The following is a 19,014-nucleotide window of genomic DNA, read 5'->3' as shown; positions in this document are numbered from 1 at the left end:
TGCAAAGAATAGGGCAATTACGCCCTTATTCTCAATCTGCTGCACCAATAGGCACTCTTTTTCCGTCTTCAATTTTTACAAACAGCATCTGTTTATTGACTTGTCCATTTTCATCAAAAGTAGTTGGTCCACAAACTCCAGGTAGGTCTTTAATTTGTGCCATCGCCTCACGAATTTTTTCGCGATCCCCACCGCCAGCCTTTTCTATTGCTTCTGCTAATATGTACATAGCTTCATAACCGTTCGCCGCATACATATCTGGATTCACGCCATATTTTTTATTATAGTTTTCTACAAAATCCTTTGAATCTGGAAAATAATCATAAGCGCCCGGCTCGAAATAACTAACATGAATCATACCTTCAGCAGCACCTTCTGCTAATGTTGGGAAGTTGTCATTTGTAAATCCACCTAATCCTAGCCATTGCGTATCAATACCAAGATCTCGTGCTTGTTTTAAAATTTGCGCCCCTTCAGTAAGTAATCCACTAATGTAAATTCCATCCGGATTCGCATTTTTTATTTTAGTTAGCTGAGCATAGAAATCCTTATCCCCCTGATTGTAAAACTCAACACTAGAAATTTTATCGCCCTTTCCTTCTATCGTTTCTTTAAACGCGTCTGCCCCAGAACGTCCATAGTCAGTATTTTCAGCAAGGATAGCTATATTTTTTAAATTCAATTCACTCGCTGCATATTTAGCCATAGCTGGACCTTGCGCACTGTTTGGATTTAGATTTCGGAACATATACTCATGATTAGGTTCGGTAATTTCATCTGCCGTAGATCCCGGAGTCAATTGAACTACCTTTTCTCTTTCTGTCACAGAACGAACTGCCATCGTAACAGAAGAGTTAAAGTTACCTAGAATTGCAGAGACTTTGTCCTGAGTAATTAATTTTTGGGCTGCGTTAACCCCTTCTGTAGGAATCCCCTTATCGTCTTCAAACATAATATTTACTTTCTTCCCTGCTACTCCGCCTTTTTCATTGATTTCCTCTACCGCTAAATCGATTGCTTGTCTAAAGCTTTTTCCTTGATAAGCTGAGTGACCAGTTAACGGGAAAATAGCACCGATATTTACTTCGGTTGTTGTGTCCCCTTCACCTACACCTGAGGTTTTTTCTCCACCTCTTTCTCCCCTCTCCCCACAAGCAGTAGTGAAGAGCATGACAGAGCCTATACATGATGCCAATAACAATTTCATCCATCGTTTATTTTTCTTCATAATGAAACCCTCCTTTTGCAATTACTCCTTGCAAGTTATATGCCAAATTAGCGTCACCATTTTGTCGAAAATTTAGAATTTTTATATTAAAAACAATTATTTAAATAGTTATAAAATTATGCTATTCTTTATATTGAGTCGCAATTGCATCAATCGACTTATTTTTGGTTCAAAAAAACACCCTACACTTTACATAATTTTAAAGTCGATTCAATAATGGTTCGAATTATTTCTTCACAAGCAATTAAAAAGGAGATTGAGAATGAAAAAGGAAGACGTTCCATTAGAAAAAGATCATTTATTTCAGTTACTTCATACTTTAACAGACCCTATTTTCATCTCAGATAGTAGCGGCACTTGTCTGTGGTTAAATCATGCCAGTGCAGCAGTTTGTCATCGTGATCGCTCTGAACTTGTTGGAAAATCTGTAAGAGATTTAGAAGCTGAAGGAGTGTTTTTTCCTTCAGTAACTAAATTAGCACTTGAGTCTGGCCAAACTGTTACAACAGTACAGGAAATGTCAAACGGGAGGAAATATGTTGTTACGGGGTCTCTACTTAAAGATCAAAAAGGTCAAATTGAATATGTAATAGCTCATTCAAGAGATATTACAGAAGCTATAAAAACATCTATACAGTTAGAAGAAACAGAGGCCTTACTTCGAAGATATAGTGATCAGATTCGCAAGATGAGTGTCGTGCATTCGGATCAGTTTGAGGAACAGCCCTTAATTGGGGATAGCATTCATCATAAAAATCTTACCAATAAAATTAATAAAGTTTCATCCGTTGATACTACAGCACTTATTATAGGGGAAACCGGAGTTGGTAAAAATGTCGTTGTTCAACAAATCCATGCACAGAGCAACCGACATAATAAACCGTTAATTCATATTAATTGTGCTGCAATGCCTGAATCATTAATAGAATCCGAACTATTCGGTTATGTAAAAGGCGCATTTACTGGAGCAAATTCAAGTGGAAAGCCTGGATTAGTCAAACTTGCTGATCAAGGAACCCTATTTTTGGATGAAATTGGCGAGCTCCCTCTTCATTTACAAGCTAAGTTATTACAGTTATTGCAGGATAAAACCTATTTACCAGTGGGTTCTTCCCAGGTTGTAAACGCAAATATACGAATTATTGCTGCGACAAATTGTAACTTAGAAGAAATGATAAAAGCAGGGAAGTTTCGGTCCGATCTATATTACCGTTTAAATATTTTATCGATTTTTATCCCTCCATTACGCGAACGTAGGGAGGATTTTATTCCACTCTTATCGTATTACTTAAAGAAGTTTAACAATAAATATCAAAAACAAAAAAAATTAAAACAAGAAGTAATAAAAGCTATGTTGCAATATGATTGGCCTGGAAACATTCGTGAACTCGAAAATATTGTAGAACGATTAGTCGTTATGTCTAATGAAGATCTAATATCTCTTTCTGATCTCACTTTACACCTTAAACAAGCAGACGGGCACTATTTCTTTCCTTTTTCAAAAGTTGACTCTTTACCTCAAACACTGGAAAAAGTAGAAAAAGAAATCATTCTAGAAAGCTTACAGAAACATAAAACAACCCGTAAAACCGCCAAAGCGTTAGGATTGACCCAATCTTCACTTGTTCGACGAATTCAAAAATTTAATCTCTACTCCCATATCGAGTAGAATTTTATTTATTTTTATCAGATGAACTAAAATTATGAAATATTAGGAGTGGGGATATTGGCAATTTTTAAAGTAGATGAATACACAGATATTATCGGTCCTAGTATAAGGATGCTTGGTCCGATTAAAAGCGGAGACTCAATTTCCACATTGGTACCTCCAGGATGTTGGGGACCTATGATAACGCCAAATATTAAAAGTGGACATGAGGTTTCTCTTCCCGTCGCGATAGAAGATGCTCATCCTGGGGATGCGGTAGCTATTATCGTTAAGGAAATCAAAATGGAATCTCGATACACATCTTCGGGAAATAGTATCCCAATCAATCAGAGATTTGGGCACGATCCAACAGTTGATGCGATTTGTCCAAATTGCAAAACAAAAAACCCAAACACGTATGTTTCTGGAATAGGAGAAGAATCTATCAGATGCTCAGTATGTGATGAAACTGTACTTCCACAAAAAATCGGCAATGGATATACTCTAATATTTAATGACGAAAAAACTATCGGTATTAGTGTGCCTAAACAAACAGCGGAAAACATAGCAAATAATATAAGTGATGACCAACCACTTCCTAAGAATTCTAAACAGCACCATGTCAATATTTTAGCAAAATCAGATATCCAAAATCTGATTACAAGAGTACATCTCATGATCGGTAATATTGGTCTCATTCCTAATAAAAATATCCCATCTTCTCGTAATGCCGGTGACACATTAGCCAGCTTAACTAGATTACCAGAATTCTATGATGTTGATAAAACAGACTTAACGGATGCCCACATGGATATTAATACAGTAACGGAGAAATCAATTATTATCGCGCCTGTAAAGGTAAAAGGCGGAGGACTATACATAGGAGATGTTCACTCGGTACAAGGAAATGGGGAGCTCGCAGGACATACTGCCGATGTAACTGCTTGTGTAACAGTTGAAATTCATTTGATTAAAAATTTACCACTGGATGGTCCGATTATCATTCCAACAGCACAAAATTTAAATCCTATCTTTCAACCAATCAGTGTAGATGAATATAAAAAGTCAGAAGAATTAGCAAAGGAGTACGGTTTCGCTTTATCTGAAAAATCATACCCTGTCCAGTTTGTTGGTTCAGGTAATACATTAAACGAAGCAATAGACAATGCAATCGAAAGGGCTGAACAAGCCACTAACCTGACTGCTTCTGAATTGCGAAACCGCGCTACCGTAACAGGTAGTGTTGACATCGGAAGAACTAGTGGCGTTGTTTACATTTCCATGATGCTTCCAGAATCCATATTAAGAAAGATGAAAATAGAACAATACGTCTTGAATCAGTATAAAACAAACAATACCTAACTAAAAAAATTCAGTACCCCTTTTGCTGTTATTAATAGGGGTACTGATTTATTTAGTCCTGTAAAGCCCTTCGAAATGAAAAACACCATTTATCATAATCTAACTTTTCTTCATAAAATCGGTGAGCTGCTATTCTCTGAATCCCTGACTCCAAAGCTACATACTCAGCACCCTTTTCCCTCGCCCAACTATGAACATAATTTAAAAGCTTTTCACCATATCCATTGGAACGATGTGAAACGTCAGTTACTAAATCGTAAACATAGACATGACGCTTATTGTAAAAATTAGTTCTCAAGCTTATTCCAGCTACAGCAACTTTCTCATCCCCTACATTTAATGCAAAAAGACGATATCCTTCCTTTTCCATTTCTTGAAGTAACTTAATATAAGTCTGTTCCGTTAAATCAGTGCGAAGCTGATTCATAATCGGAAAAGCTTCTTTCCATTGCTCGACTGTTGTTAATTCAACAATACATTCTGATAATTTATTCATCTTACTCCTCCTTTTAATTAAAAACCTCAACATACACTCAAAATAATTCACTTTTAACCTAATCTTTGCTATAAATAATTTACAATATATTTTAGAAAAATCAACAAATTCCGAAAAAATAAAATTTATCTCCTCTAGTAAAAAAGGATAGATTAGAATGAACTTAGCTTCGGAAAGAATTCAAATGTGCAAAAGGTTTTGTTTTTCCACCGATTGATCTGAACAGTTTTATAGTGCATAGTGTGGAACCAAGAATTCCGTTAGAGATGTAGATTAATGCCGTGGGGTGCTGCCGTATATTGCAATCGAAATTGTAAAAGTAATTACTCCTTTTCTATTACCAGAACTTGTGAATATTGTTACAGATATGGTAAGTCAAGGATAAAGTATACGTTAATTTTACTGATGATTCATAATGTATAAACAAAGAACGAAGATTCAACGTAGCTCCAAAATCAAAAAATAGCAAAGGAGAGAATAAAGTGAAAGTAAAATCAAACGACGTATTAACATGGAGTTTAGCTGATTTGGCCAATGGAATTGAGAAGAGGGAGATTTCTCCTGTTGAGGTTACTAAACTAATTTTCGAAAGCATCGCCGAAAAAGATAAAGTACTAAATTCTTATATTACTGTAATGGAAGACCGTGCAATGAACGATGCAATGGAGGCAGAAACAGCTATTCAAAAAGGGAATTATAAAGGACCATTACACGGTATACCAATTGCTGTTAAAGATAATGTTTATGTCAAGGGAGTGAGAAATACAGTAGGCTCAAAAATTTATAAAGATTTTGTCCCAACTGTAGATGCAGAACTAATAAATAAATTAAACTCGGCAGGAGTCATTATTATTGGCAAGACGAATATGCACGAATTTGCATTCGGTGCAAGTGGTGATCGCTCATATTTTGGTCCTTCAAGAAATCCTCACAATCACGAAAAAATAACAGGGGGTTCTAGTTCTGGTTCAGGTGCTGCCGTTGCTGGTAATATTGCTTTCGGCGCAATTGGTTCTGATACAGGCGGGTCCATACGAATTCCTTCTTCCTGCTGCGGACTTGTAGGAATGAAACCGACATATGGTAGTGTAAGTAAATACGGTACGGCCGGACTAGCCTCTTCATTGGATCATTTTGGACCAATGACGAGGACTGTTAAAGATAATGCAATTTTACTAAATTCATTGGTAGGATTCGATGCAAAGGATCCGTATTCTATCTACCGTAAAGAGGAGGATTTCACTGAGGAACTGGGGAAATCCGTTAAAGATTTAACAATAGGGATACCATCAAGCTATTACTTTGATATCTTGCAACCAGAGGTTCAAGAGTCTATTAATGAAACAATAGGAGATTTGAAAAAATATGGGGTGCAAATGAAGCCAGTCATAATTGACCATTTGGATGAATTATATCCAGCAACCTCACTTATTATGGCCTCCGAAGCTTTTTCTATATTCGAAAGGGAGTTAAAGGAACACCCTGATAAAATTGAAGAAGAGGTTAAGTCTCGTTTGTTAGAGGGGGATGACATTAAGGCAAGCGAGTACCTTAATGCAATAAAAGTCAAATACAGAACAATTGATTCATTAATGGAAGCTTTTAAACAAGTTGATATTATTTTTACTCCAACGCTTTGTGTGTTACCGACAGATATCAATCAACGTGAGCTAATAATTGATGGAGTAAAAACAACAACTCGTATCTTAAATCGATTGACCAATCCAATGAATACAACCGGATTCCCAGCAATTTCTGTTCCAGGGATATCTAAAAAAGGCTTGCCAGTTGGACTGCAGTTAATCGGACATCCTCTTTCCGAAAAGAAGCTGTATCGCTTTGCTGCTTTTATAGAAGATATGTATCAATAAGGAGGTTAGCCCTAATGTAATTAATGCCTAATCCGGTACAATAAATTTGAACATACCTGATTAGGCGCTTTTTTGTTGGTTTCATTAACTTAAAATTTAGTAACTTGTACCGTTAACTTTCCATATACCCAAAGAAGATTTAGCATGTTTCCTAAAATAAAAAAGAACAAATTCATTTTCCGAACTGAAGTCAGTAAAATGAATTTGTCTTTTAATCAAAATATCGAAATATTTAGTTCTTCACTCAATCATTGATTAAATCGTCCACGCTGACGAAGTAATTCACGATTTAAATCTAGATTTACTTCAAAGGCCGCACGGCCGTGAAGCCAGAATATATTATTGACTACAACCAGGTCTCCGACAGGTAGTTCAAGTTCTATAACACTTTCATCAGTTTCCATTGATTGAGAAAGGTCTCGTAAATATTTTGCTTCTTCAATTGTTTCCGGATAAACAAATTGGTCTATGAAACATGCACCTGGCTTGTTATTGTAATTGAAGAAGGTTGAGCGTTGAATCTCTTTATCAACATTCTTACTTGAAGGTGCTTTATAAGTAAATTTATGACTTCCTAATGGATGGTTCGCAAATTTATCAAGTTCTTTCCAATCATCAAGGTGTAATAATCGAGATTCACCACCACGCGCATTTTCTTCTACCATTTTCATCATTAACAGCCAGTCTGTTGGTTCATCTACAAATGTACCATCCGTATGAAGTGTAAATAAACGATACGCTTGACGGAGGTAAGAGTCACTATTATCTGTATGATTAACAGTAAAACGTGCATAGTATTTACCTGACATTGAATCAAAGTTTGATGAACCTAGTAAATAGGAAATAGCAGTGGAGAATATGACGAATTCAGCTGTTTCCTGGCTAACACCTTCTAAACCAATCGTAAATCCGCCAGACTCACGATCATGAACAATATTTCGTAGTAATTCAGCGAACTCTTCACCAACTTGATCTAAAAGTAGAGAAGCAACAATAAGACGAGCGTATGGCGTGTATTCTAAATGCTGAACCGTATGATTATCTTGTTTAACTGCATGTAAAAACCCTTGAATTGCTTCTTTTGAAATTTCAATGTGATACAAACGTTCTGATTGTGGGTGAACTTTAATCTCATATTTCTCCGTCTTTCTTTCAAACTTCCCTCTTTGTTTTTCTACAGTCAATGTCATAGCTTACTTCCTCCTATTTAGTGTAATATAAGCAAGATTCAGGAAATCATAAATATAAAAAGCCAGTTGCACATTACCCCCTAATATATAAGGGATTCACATGTACAACTGGCTTATTTTCACTTTACTGCTCTATATAAATAGAGTCACAGCGAATTAGCAGTTAATTGTTATTTATGTTCCTGTTTCCAACTATTTATAACGAACCACGATAAAGAAAAGGAATTTTTCAAAAGGTGGAAATATTATAAATATTTATAATGCTATTATAGTACTTATAAATCCAGCTGTCAAATCAATCCTAAAATTATACCTTTTGCTTTTCATCAGCCTTAATTTGATGAAAATGGATGTCAAGATCCTTTAATGCCGCAATGAGGGCATTTGTTGCCTTCCCCCGGTAAAAAGTCTGAATCTCTTTAATTGTATCTTCTACACCATCTTTTAAACTAGTTCCTCTTAATATGCGTCCAATAAATTCACGTCCATGTTCTGTTGCCAAAGTACAAGACGCCTCTAGTACAACACCATATTTAACATCAACTTCAGCAGTAATGGTTAATGTTTCAAAGACACTTTTTGCTGCCATTCCCTGTGGTAAACGAGCGTGACCTGCAATGAAAATTGTTTTTCCGTAAAACATGCTGATCCTACCTCTCGAAAGAAAGTTATTAACTAGTGTTGCTTCTTTTAATTTTATCTCTTCTGGTATTCTATTAACTACTTCTTTTCCAATTTCAATTAAAACTGTTGCAGCTGGAGATGTGGCATTACATACGTGAATCGTTCGTTTCCCCATAATAATATGGAAGTCATCAGCAAACCAGTGTGATGCAAGGAGCTCCGAACGCTATGTGCTCTTCTGTGTAATAATGTAACGATCAATCGAAGAACTTGCCTGCCCTCCGTATTCTTTCAAAAATGTAATCCCGATCCAGCGTTTTGTCCCAATCATTTTCGAAAATTCCTCGCAATAACCACTTAGCCAAGAATCAGCATGGATGTCGAATGCTTCCTTTTCGTTTCCTCGCTTGTAAGAAAGAACGTACTTCTCTACGAAACTCTTTTTGTTTTCCGTAAATCCAAATACTGAAGTTGTAATTGTCTCATTATCCTCAATCTATTTACCGGTATAGCATAATCATTACGCAAATATTGTATATAAATTCATATTACCCATCATTACTTTATCTGTCAATTTAGAATTTAAATAAAATTCAGTCTTAGTTTATTCTTTGATTAGGAATTAGTCTTTCCACTCCTTTTTATAAGGTCAGTGACCTATTACAATGCCAATCAGTCCAGATACTAAGTAAATAATAAATTTTGTGACGTAATATGATAAGGACTTTGATTCGTATTGATCGATGTCATTGTTACTGCAATTCCGGATCCGCTAATGAATGCTAGAGTTATATTTTTTTAAAAAAGTGGAGAAACTATGTTTTAATAAACATAGTTTCCACTATTTATTAAGTACGTTTAATTATTTAGGAACTTACCCTTTTCTATACAATATTTGTTGAAACGAATGTAGGCGATTGCCGTTGTTTATGAACTAGTATAGCTTCGGCTAGCAGTTCAACAATATTTACAACTTTTATTTTTTCTGTTTTCCCTCCACACTCCACACCTAATTTCATCTGTAATTGACAGCCTGGATTACTTGTGACGATGATATCTGGTTCCACTTTTTCTATATGATTCATCTTTTGATCCAACAATTCCATCGATTCATTGTAGTGAACTTCTGTTTACTAATAACCGTAAAAACGTCAAAGCTGCAGTAACTTGTATTACTGTATACGACATTACAAATTGTACCCAAACAAAGGATTCTAAGTATTCTATTTATTTTATATAAAAATAATATAATTATAGTTATAATGAAAAAAACGAGAATGAAAGAGAGAATAACAAATTTTGAAGGTAGCCTTACACCATGCAACGACCACAATCTTAAAGCCTATTGAAAAAGCTATTCTTCTCCATCTTTTTAAAGGGAAATGTATCTGCTCAACCGCTCCTGCTCGGAAATCAATGAGGACAGGGGCTGCCGATGCTTGTTGTTGTAAACTTTGCGGGATGAATTCCCCTTGAAAAAAGTAAGGTTCTAATTGATTTGCAAATAACCCTTTCGTTCTTCTCCACGTATATACCCTTCAGCTACTAGCTGTTAATAAGCCATTAATGTAGTATTGCGGCTTATTTGAAGAGAGTCTGCCAGTTTGAGGAATGAATGTCAATTGTTCATTGGCCCAAATGTCTCCTTGTTCAATGAATAATTTAAATTGCTCGTAGATTTGTTTGTATTTGGAAGAGTCATTAATAAAAGTAAAAATGGTATCTTTCATTGCAATTCTCTCTGACATGTATATTTATTTACTATTGTACCTTTTTAAATGTCAGTTTGTATCGTATTATTTTTTTAACAATATTTATCTAAATATTCAGATGTATAGAAGGAGGATTCTTATGTATATCCCTAAGCATTTTGAAATGAGAGAATTAGAAGCAGTCTACGATGTCATACAGGAAAATGGGTTTGCGACTTTGTTTTCTCAACATAATGGAATGCCATTCGCCACACATTTGCCATTAATGTTGGATAAGGAGAAGACATACTTATATGGACATTTTGCACGACCAAATCCCCAATGGAAAGATATTGAAAATCAAACGGTCTTAGCTGTTTTTCATGGCCCTCACTGCTATATATCTCCCTCTTGGTATGAGACAAATAAAGCCGTTCCAACATGGAATTATGTGACCGTTCATGTGTATGGAGAAGTTGAACTTATTGCGGATGATCAAGAATTAATAGATTCCTTACAGGACCTGGTATTGAAATATGAAGCTCCAGATAGTTCATATAGACTGCAAGATGTAGACGCTAATTTCCTTGATGGGATGAATAAAGGAGTTCAAGGATTTAAAATAAAAATCAACAAGATAGAGGGGAAAGCAAAGTTAAGTCAAAATCATTCATCTTACCGAAAAGAGCTAATTGTTAATCAACTGGAAAAGAGCTCAAATATGGATGAAAAGAAAATTGCCTTTTTAATGAAAGAAAATTTAAACAACAAGTAATCATACTTCTTTCCTTTTAAATAAATCAGAACAATGAAGAAAGGGAAACCAATGGCTACTTATTTGCCTTTGGGGTTTCCAGAAAAGACGAAGATTACTACATTACTGGCCACATGGCTTATGGAATCTTCAATGGAAAACATTTGAAACGTGTGAGCATGTGCTTGTTATGTATTAGGAACCGCATACTATCTCTTGGTACGCGCATGAAAATGTACCAACATTGAATTATCAAGCCGTACATGTATATGGAACAGCCAGCATTTTAAATGAAGAGGAGCTTAAAGAAGATCTTAGCATGCGGAAACACTGTGGCTTTTCACAATGAATAATCATCTCATTTAATCCCATCACAGCAACAAAAAAAACGGATCGGCGCCCACGCACCCATCCGTTTTTCTCTATGAATTATTTACTAGACTGATATTTTTCAAGGAATTCTTTCACCTTAGCAGGATCTGCTTTCAGCTCGAGTCCAGTTTTGACAAGCGGGCTTACTGTGGATACAGCTTTGACCTTCTTGCCATGGTAGTAGCTAAGAATTTCATCTTGGTTAATGGAGTGTAGAATGGCTTTTCTTAAGTCTTCACTCTTGGCCACATCTCGATTAGCTGTGTTGAAAAGCAGGTAAGATACACCGTTGCTTTCCATGCTTTGAAGTTTTAACTTGCTGTCGCTCTCAACGGTTTCTTGTTTGTTTTCCGGAATGCCGTATAATACGTAAGTTTCGCCGTTACGTAAGGCAGATAGAGAACTATCTATATCTTTGATGAAGCGAAGTTTAATATTAGCAATCTTTGGCTCGTGCTCTGTTCCTTTCATGTAGCCAGGGTTTTTATAGAAAATGGCTTCATAATCGTTCTTGTGTGAAAGGATGTACGGGCCGCTTGTGTATAAAGTGTTGTTGTATTTGTCGCCTTCTGTTACTGTGTTTTGGTCACCATACGGAATATCCTTGTTTACATCAAAGGTTGCTACGTCGTAAGTGTTAATGCTTTCGACTTGCTTTTTAGAAACGATCCCAGCTGATTGATGTGCTAAATAGTTAAGCACTTGCGGGAAAGGTTCTGTTGTTGTTACTTTTACAACTTGATATTTACCTTCTTTATTGTTCGCTTGTGTTTTATCTGCAACGAGTTCAGTAATTTTAGTATCTAAGCCATTTTCAAGAGCTACTTTGACAGAGTCGCTGCCGCTAGATTGTTTCACTTGATCAAGTGCATTTAAATCAGTTACAACTTCAACATCCTTAATATGCTCGTGCAAGCTGTATGTGCGGTGATCAGGCACGGAATCTTTATTTTTCGCACGGTCTAAAGAGAAAATAACATCGTCTGCACCAACACGTTCGCCTGTATCAACTGCTTTTTTATCAGTGATTTTCGCAAAATTAATATCATCTCTTAAGATGAAATAATACTCTTCATTACCTTCTGCAATACTATGGTTAAGAGAAAGTGAACCGTCAGATGTAATTTTGTCATCATCTGTTAAGTTAATTAAACGAACATACATATTTGTATTAATCTGATTGATGGAACCATCATTTCCCTTGATTGGGTCAAGTGATGTTAAAGTCGACATAGTCTGAGACAAAATAAGCGGTTCTGTTGCACGCTTTGATTCATCAATAAAATCAATCGGCTCCCATGCAAGTGCACGAGATTTAGAAAGTCTAACAGATTCAGGCTTTAATACGTCTTTGTTTACTGCCTGTGATTTTAAAGAAATGTACAATGGTGCAATATAAGCCTTGTCAAATACTAGACTCTGTTCCAATTGCTTATACGTTTCTGCATATTCCTCAGGAGTTTGCGTGCTTGCTTTATCAATTAGGTCATCAATTTCAGAATCAGCTAGGATGCTATAATCTCCGCCTGTTTTAAATAGTGAACGGACAGCGTAATCTGGGTTTCCTGTTACAGTTGTCCAGCTAGATAATGCTGCATCATAATTACCTGCATCTTGTTGAGCTTTAAAGCTGCCATAGTCAGGTTGAATATTTAGTTTTACTTTAAATCCATTTTTAACAAGCTGGTCACGGAGAATATTTAGATCTTCCTCCCCGCTGCTCATTCCAAGTAATTCGATTTCTACTTGCTCGCTAGCAGTACCGCCAGCTTTAGAATCAGATCCAGCTTTTTCATTAACATCTGATTTAGTTTTCACACATCCTGCCAGCATTAAGACGAAGGCAAGGAGTAGCGGAATCATTTTTTTCATAATCTTTCCTCCTAAAATTTAATTATATTAATCAAGCTTCGGGTCAAGAGCGTCCCTAAGCCCATCTCCCAAAAAGTTAAAGGATAAAACGAGAGCAATAATAGCCAGCCCCGGATAGATGGCTAAATATGAATGGGATTCAAGATAGGTGCTGCCAATCTTCAATATGTTTCCCCATTCCGGAATATGCGGCTCGACACCTAGGCCCAGATAGCTTAAGCTGCTTGTGGCAATAACCGCACCGCCAATCGTTAGTGTAGATTTCACAATCATAGGTGCAAGTGAGTTCGGAACCACATGCTTAAAGATAATTGATAGATTGCTAGTTCCGAGTGCTCGTGCAGATTCAACATATTCAAGGTTTGAGACCATTAGAACATTAGCACGCATCGTTCTCGCGTACGTTGGAATAGACCCAACACTAAGGGCAATCACAAGAGTTACAGCGTTAGAACCAAACGCGGCAATAATAACAATCGCCAGTAAAATACCTGGAATCGCGTACAATATATCAAGCAAACGCATAATAATATTGTCCGTGCGGTTTCCATAATAGCCAGAAATCGCTCCTAAGAATCCCCCAATCAAAAATGGAATCGCAGTCGATAATACCCCAACAATGAGAGAAATCCTTGCTCCGAAAACAATTCGAGAAAATAAATCCCTGCCAAAATTGTCTGTTCCAAGCGGATAAGTAAGACTGGGAGCCTGGAGTATAGCACTATAATCGTTATCCACTGCCATGCTATAATCAAAGGTCAAATAACTGCAGATGGAAATCGAAAAAATAAAGATGATAAAAAACAACCCTAGCATGGAGGTAGTATTCGTTGAAATTTTCTCCCAAATTTTATACCACTTACCTATACTAGTTTCATTGTTTCTCCATTTTTCTCTAATAAAATGAATGCCTATTACTAGTGCAAAAAGGTTGCCAGTAATAGCAGTTAATACTAATGGTATACCCAAAACGAACTTCAATCTTTCCTTTCCGCTGCCTCCTCGATCCTTTGCAGTAAAAATAAGGACTGCCAAATAGAATACCGCCGTAATGATTAGGAAGCCCATTGATGGCAGAAAGGTATCAGAGACATAGGGCTTGAATAGATTCAGTGCTGACACGGCAATAATGAAAAATTGAGTGAGCAGCATGTAAACAGCAAAAATATATTCGGGTGATTTTTCTCTTCTAATTAGCTGAAAGGCAAAAGTCGCCACGAATACATTTGCAGTTAAAATACTTAATAGCTGAAAGTATCCTAGAACTCTAGTTGACTTTCGTATTTCGCCAGACTTTTTAAGATCTTGCTTAATTTTCAACGTAATGACGATTTGTACAAGCGTAAACAGCGCATAAGCGATAAAAACACCAAACACAAACGGCTTTATCGTATTAGCAGCAAAGTTAAAGCTGCTATATAGAAATATGACAGTCAAAGCAAGTGAAGTGATGGACGTAAAGCTTGCCTGCCTGTACTCTGGTGAAATTTTTAGTGCGTGCTGCTTAAAATAGCTTTCATTTTCCCTCATATGAGTAGACATCTTCTATACACCTGCTTTAATATTGTTTCATTTTTGATCGGATCCGCGGGTCAAAAAACGCATACAGAATATCGATCAATAAATTAATTAAAGAAATGGTAATCGCAATATAGACAACTCCACCCATAATACTCGGGATATCAGGTATAAATTGCTTATCAACAATATAGCTTCCAATTCCGCTAATATTAAATACCTTTTCCGTAACGGCCGCTCCGCCAAGCATGCCGCCAAACATGAGTCCAATAACCGTAATAACAGGAATCATCGCATTCCCCACCGCATGCTTCCATAATACTTGGCGTTTATTTAGTCCCTTGGCTTTCGCCGTAATAATATAATCTTCATTGATTACTTCGAGTGTAGCCGAGCGGGTCATCCTAGCGATTGAGGCAGTTAAGCCCGTTCCTAGAACAACTGCTGGCATAATAATGGACAGCCAATTTTGCGGATTGAAGGTGGCTGGCAGCCATTGCAATTTAATCGAGAAATTCAGAATAAAGATAAGTCCTTGCCAAAAGTTAGGGATTGATAATCCGATAAGAGCAATAAACATAAACGTATAATCAAAGAAAGAATTTGGCCTTGTTGCTGAAATAATTCCGATCGGAATCGAAATAACAATCGCCATGATTAAGGCTATGAGTGTTAGCGTTAACGTTATTGGGAACTTTCTAGCAATACTTGCAGCAACCTCTTCATTACCAGAATAAGAGGCTCCTAAATCAAAGGTGAAAATCCCTTTCATGGCATTCCATAATTGTGTCAGATAAGGCTGATCAAGACCGTAAATCTGATTAAAAGCTGCAATTTGTTCTTTTGTAGCGGTTTCCCCGAGTATGTTTGCTGCCGGATCGAAAGGCGAAATATACAAAATACTAAATACGAAAAACGCGACACCAACAATAACAAATATACTCATAACCAATCTTTCAAATATATATTTCAAATAAGGGTTGCTATGTATGAAAATTAAAAGATACATAGGCAATCCGGGCAAAAACGTTAATAATAGAAACAGCGGATGCTTCACGAGCGACTGAAAAATGGATTCATAAGTTAATCTTTCATGCCCTTGTTGTTCTAAGAGCTCAGCTGTTCTTTCAGATACTATTTTTTGAAACTGTTCTTCAGCCCAAATTGCCGCAAGTTGATCTGTTTTGGCTTCCTCTTGATTTTGTCCGAAAAACGCTTGTTTCCGTAATATTTGATCCCTATATTGTTGCTTTAACTGTTCCCTTAGCCCGGACTCAGCAAGTTGGTTCTCTTTTTCCTTAAACAGAGAGGAATATGTATCTCGTTTTCTGCTGTTAAGGTAAATAATAAAAACAATGAGATGCACCGGAAGGCCCAGAATATATATAAGCCATTTATAGGCAGGATGAGGCTGCATTTTCTTGTAAGATTGGCTTAAGGTTTCTGAAAAACTTAAGCTTTTATTTGCATTAGCACCCTTGATAACTTCCATGGGAATTTCCTCCTTCCGTGTATATTGCATTATTCCGACCAGTATAGTATATTTTAATTCGAATACTAAAGTCAACATCTAGTTATTATGCAAATATAGTTATTCTTACTAGACTATGTGGCTGATAAAAATAACAAATGGCAGAATATATTTATTTTACTAAAAACATTCATGTATATACATGTATATAAGTAACCAATTTAAAACGTTGAATATGGGCAGGTGTGAAGTGTGGAACAAATATTGAAGATAAACAACTTACGAGTATCCTTCATGTCCCGAGATCAAGAGTTTGAAGCTGTGCGTGGTGTGAGTTTTGAAGTCAGAAAAGGTGAGACTTTAGGAATTGTAGGGGAATCTGGAAGCGGAAAAAGTGTAACGGCAAGATCCATTATGCGGCTGCTCCCTTCTCCGCCCTCATTTATGAAAGACGGCGAGATCTTTTTTCAAGGAGAAAATCTTGCTCACAAAACAGAAAAAGAAATGGAACATATTCGCGGCCGCGACATCAGTATGATTTTCCAAGACCCGATGACTTCCCTAAACCCAACCATCCGTATCGGAAAGCAAATAGCGGAAAGTCTAATCAAACATCAAAAATTATCGAAAAAAGAAGCGAAGAATCAAGCAATAGAATTATTAAAATTAGTCGGAATTCGCGACAGTGAAACGCGTTATAATCAGTATCCCCATGAATTTTCAGGAGGAATGCGGCAAAGGGTCATGATTGCGATTGCACTCGCCTGCCGTCCAACGCTTTTAATTGCGGATGAACCGACAACCGCGCTAGATGTGACCATTCAAGCTCAAATCTTAAATCTTATGAAAAATATGCAAGAACGATTTGGCACATCAATCATCTTAATCACTCATGATCTTGGTGTCGTTGCGGGTATGTGTGATCGGGTAGTCGTCATGAAAAACGGTGAAATTGTAGAGACCGGAACGACTGAGGAAATCTTTGAATCGCCAAAGCATCCTTATACACTTAAACTGCTAAATGCACTGCCTAGACTTAATGAGAAAAAGAAACCAAAGCCGGCCCCGCTCATCTTGCCTGGCATTGATAGTAGTAAATCCATACTTGAAGTCAATGGACTGAAGCAATACTTTGATTTAGGCAAGGGAAATGTTCTGAAGGCCGTAGATAATATTAGCTTTCAGATTAAACCGGGTGAAACATTAGGGCTTGTTGGAGAGTCTGGATCCGGCAAGTCTACAACAGGCCGAGCGATTTTGCGGCTTCATGAGCCTACTGGCGGCGAGGTGTTATACCAAGGGATTCCAGTTAATCGACTTACCCAAAACGAAATGAAAACTATGCGCCGGCATATGCAAATGATTTTCCAAGATCCTTATGCATCACTGAATCCACGCTTTAAGGTTCTAGATATTATTGGGCAGGCACTGGATATTCATAAACTGACACCTAGTAAAGAAGCACGGAAGAAAAGAGTGGAAGAACTTCTTGATATGGTGGGACTGGAACCATCACACGCTTTGCGCTATCCACATGAATTTTCAGGCGGTCAGCGCCAGCGGATCGGCATTGCCCGCGCCTTAGCGGTAGAGCCGAAATTCATCGTATGTGATGAGCCGCTATCGGCACTAGATGTTTCGATTCAATCACAAGTAGTCACATTGTTAGAAGATTTACAGCATCGACTTGGCTTAACCTATTTATTTATTGCCCATGATCTTTCAATGGTCAAACATATTAGTGACCGTGTCGCTGTCATGTATCGAGGAAAAATTGTCGAGCTAGCCGAAAGCGAAGAGCTCTACTCCAATCCGCAGCATGCCTATACGAAGTCCCTGCTCTCTGCCATTCCGATTCCCGATCCGAAAATTGAAAGACAGAAAAAGAGAGTCTTGATGGAAGAGCAAACAGATGATGATAAATATCAATTAAGCACATCGGAGCTTGTCGAGGTATCAAATGGCCATTGGGTGGCCATGCCGAAAGTTCCAGTGTTCTAACCGTCCTGATGGGGGCGGTTTTTTTAATAGTAGTAATAGAAAGTGGTGTTAAAAGGTGTTTTGTTTCAAAATTTCATGTGGAAACAAAGCACGAGCGAGATCCAAAAAAGAGCCTGTCGAGAAAGTCAGGTTAAACAGACTTCCTCGCAGGCCCCCAAACAAGTCATTTACTAAAATTCGGATCGTATCATTAAACTAGCATTTATCACATTTTCAATCCCATCAGCAAAATCATAGTCCTCCGCCACATATTCATTCCCATCGGAAGATATCAGCATAACCCAATTGCCTGCTAATACACTGAGCAAAACTTTGGCCTGTTCCATGGACAGTTTCAATTGAGTAAAATTTCCGGGACTAAAGTGATAATCGCGTTCGGCCTCTAAACCAAATCGCTCTTTTAGCCAGGTCTGGATGCCGCCATTTGTATTAAACTTCATTATGTAGCCATTTTTTATAGCGGACTCTATATCCTCACCATGATTCTTCGCATAGGTAAAAAAATCATCATAATGATAATATTGTTCCTCGGCAACTTTTAACGGGGTGGGATCTCCTTTTGCCTTACTGGCAAGCAACACATCATCAGCTACACCAAATCTCCGTGCACGTTCTAGTAAAATAGCCGTTTTTTGTGAAATTTTTGCCCTTTCACTCATAGGATTACCTTCTTTCATTCAATTTTATATACTCCTAGTAAATTATAAAGGAAATATTCAAGTTATTTCACCATTTTCACCTGATCATAAGCGGGCAGCAGTCTGATTTATTGTTAAAAATGGGTTTGTCAGCCAAATTGAATGGTTTATCAGCCAATTTGGGTAGTTTGTCAGCCAATTTTAGCACTTTATCAGCCAAATATAGAGGTTTGTCAGCCAATTCATGCTATTTGTCAGCCAATTCATCAAAACACCCC

General features: G+C 37.1%; 14 protein-coding genes and 2 pseudogenes. 6 read left to right on the top strand and 10 right to left on the bottom strand.

Features of this window, described 5'->3' with window-relative positions; genetic code table 11:
* Positions 1–31: 31 nt before the first annotated feature.
* Entirely contained in the window at positions 32–1,228 is a 1,197-nt protein-coding gene (locus tag V7122_RS01535; RefSeq protein ID WP_335525593.1) for an ABC transporter substrate-binding protein, read from the bottom strand.
* Positions 1,229–1,490: 262 nt separating this feature from the next.
* On the opposite strand from V7122_RS01535, the gene V7122_RS01530 reads away from it, so the two are divergent.
* Positions 1,491–2,897 carry a sigma-54 interaction domain-containing protein gene (locus V7122_RS01530; protein WP_335525592.1) on the top strand — a complete coding sequence of 469 codons (1,407 nt, stop codon included), beginning with the start codon at positions 1,491–1,493 and terminating at the stop codon, positions 2,895–2,897.
* Between the two features lie 57 nt (positions 2,898–2,954).
* Entirely contained in the window at positions 2,955–4,238 is a 1,284-nt protein-coding gene (locus V7122_RS01525; RefSeq protein WP_335525591.1) for an acetamidase/formamidase family protein, read from the top strand.
* A gap of 52 nt (positions 4,239–4,290) precedes the next feature.
* Here V7122_RS01525 and V7122_RS01520 read toward each other — a convergent pair whose 3' ends face one another.
* Positions 4,291–4,734, bottom strand: a complete 444-nt coding sequence (locus V7122_RS01520) for a GNAT family N-acetyltransferase (protein WP_335525590.1) — start codon at positions 4,732–4,734, stop codon at positions 4,291–4,293.
* Between the two features lie 482 nt (positions 4,735–5,216).
* On the opposite strand from V7122_RS01520, the gene V7122_RS01515 reads away from it, so the two are divergent.
* A complete protein-coding gene (locus tag V7122_RS01515) occupies positions 5,217–6,605 on the top strand; it encodes an amidase (RefSeq protein WP_335525589.1) in 1,389 nt (462 codons plus the stop codon).
* 248 nt (positions 6,606–6,853) lie between these two features.
* On the opposite strand, the gene glaH is transcribed toward V7122_RS01515, so the two are convergent.
* The 4 genes and pseudogenes from glaH to V7122_RS01495 all read right to left on the bottom strand — a co-directional run.
* Positions 6,854–7,795, bottom strand: coding sequence for a glutarate dioxygenase GlaH (glaH, locus tag V7122_RS01510; RefSeq protein WP_335525588.1), 942 nt, complete (start codon positions 7,793–7,795; stop codon positions 6,854–6,856).
* A gap of 307 nt (positions 7,796–8,102) precedes the next feature.
* Entirely contained in the window at positions 8,103–8,438 is a 336-nt protein-coding gene (locus tag V7122_RS01505; RefSeq protein ID WP_335525753.1) for a DUF3870 domain-containing protein, read from the bottom strand.
* Between the two features lie 865 nt (positions 8,439–9,303).
* Positions 9,304–9,525 carry a heterodisulfide reductase-related iron-sulfur binding cluster gene (locus V7122_RS01500; RefSeq protein ID WP_335525587.1) on the bottom strand — a complete coding sequence of 74 codons (222 nt, stop codon included), beginning with the start codon at positions 9,523–9,525 and terminating at the stop codon, positions 9,304–9,306.
* A gap of 249 nt (positions 9,526–9,774) precedes the next feature.
* Positions 9,775–10,149 (bottom strand): annotated as a pseudogene (locus V7122_RS01495) (PLP-dependent aminotransferase family protein); the annotation flags it as partial.
* Positions 10,150–10,270: 121 nt separating this feature from the next.
* Between V7122_RS01495 and V7122_RS01490 the strand changes: the two are divergent.
* Both V7122_RS01490 and V7122_RS01485 read left to right on the top strand, forming a co-directional pair.
* Complete coding sequence (locus V7122_RS01490) at positions 10,271–10,885, top strand: FMN-binding negative transcriptional regulator (RefSeq protein WP_335525586.1); 615 nt, start codon at positions 10,271–10,273, stop codon at positions 10,883–10,885.
* Between the two features lie 33 nt (positions 10,886–10,918).
* Positions 10,919–11,186 (top strand): annotated as a pseudogene (locus tag V7122_RS01485) (FMN-binding negative transcriptional regulator); the annotation flags it as partial.
* Between the two features lie 107 nt (positions 11,187–11,293).
* On the opposite strand, the gene V7122_RS01480 reads toward V7122_RS01485, so the two are convergent.
* From V7122_RS01480 to V7122_RS01470, 3 genes are read right to left on the bottom strand one after another with little or no spacing between them, the layout of a single operon-like run.
* A complete protein-coding gene (locus V7122_RS01480; protein WP_335484473.1) occupies positions 11,294–13,108 on the bottom strand; it encodes an ABC transporter substrate-binding protein in 1,815 nt (604 codons plus the stop codon).
* Between the two features lie 27 nt (positions 13,109–13,135).
* Complete coding sequence (locus V7122_RS01475) at positions 13,136–14,650, bottom strand: ABC transporter permease (protein WP_335484475.1); 1,515 nt, start codon at positions 14,648–14,650, stop codon at positions 13,136–13,138.
* Between the two features lie 16 nt (positions 14,651–14,666).
* Positions 14,667–16,109 carry an ABC transporter permease gene (locus V7122_RS01470; RefSeq protein WP_438824759.1) on the bottom strand — a complete coding sequence of 481 codons (1,443 nt, stop codon included), beginning with the start codon at positions 16,107–16,109 and terminating at the stop codon, positions 14,667–14,669.
* Positions 16,110–16,391: 282 nt separating this feature from the next.
* On the opposite strand from V7122_RS01470, the gene V7122_RS01465 reads away from it, so the two are divergent.
* On the top strand, positions 16,392–18,098 hold the full coding sequence (locus V7122_RS01465) for an ABC transporter ATP-binding protein (RefSeq protein WP_438824757.1): 1,707 nt from the start codon (positions 16,392–16,394) through the stop codon (positions 18,096–18,098).
* 170 nt (positions 18,099–18,268) lie between these two features.
* Here the strand turns inward: V7122_RS01465 and V7122_RS01460 are convergent, their stop codons facing one another.
* Positions 18,269–18,775 carry a hypothetical protein gene (locus V7122_RS01460; RefSeq protein ID WP_335525583.1) on the bottom strand — a complete coding sequence of 169 codons (507 nt, stop codon included), beginning with the start codon at positions 18,773–18,775 and terminating at the stop codon, positions 18,269–18,271.
* Positions 18,776–19,014 lie beyond the last annotated feature (239 nt).

This window comes from Bacillus sp. JJ1532, assembly GCF_036965085.1.
Lineage (GTDB): Bacteria > Bacillota > Bacilli > Bacillales > Cytobacillaceae > Cytobacillus.
Note: the sequence above shows the minus strand (reverse complement) of the source record. Positions and strands in the feature narration are given on the sequence as shown.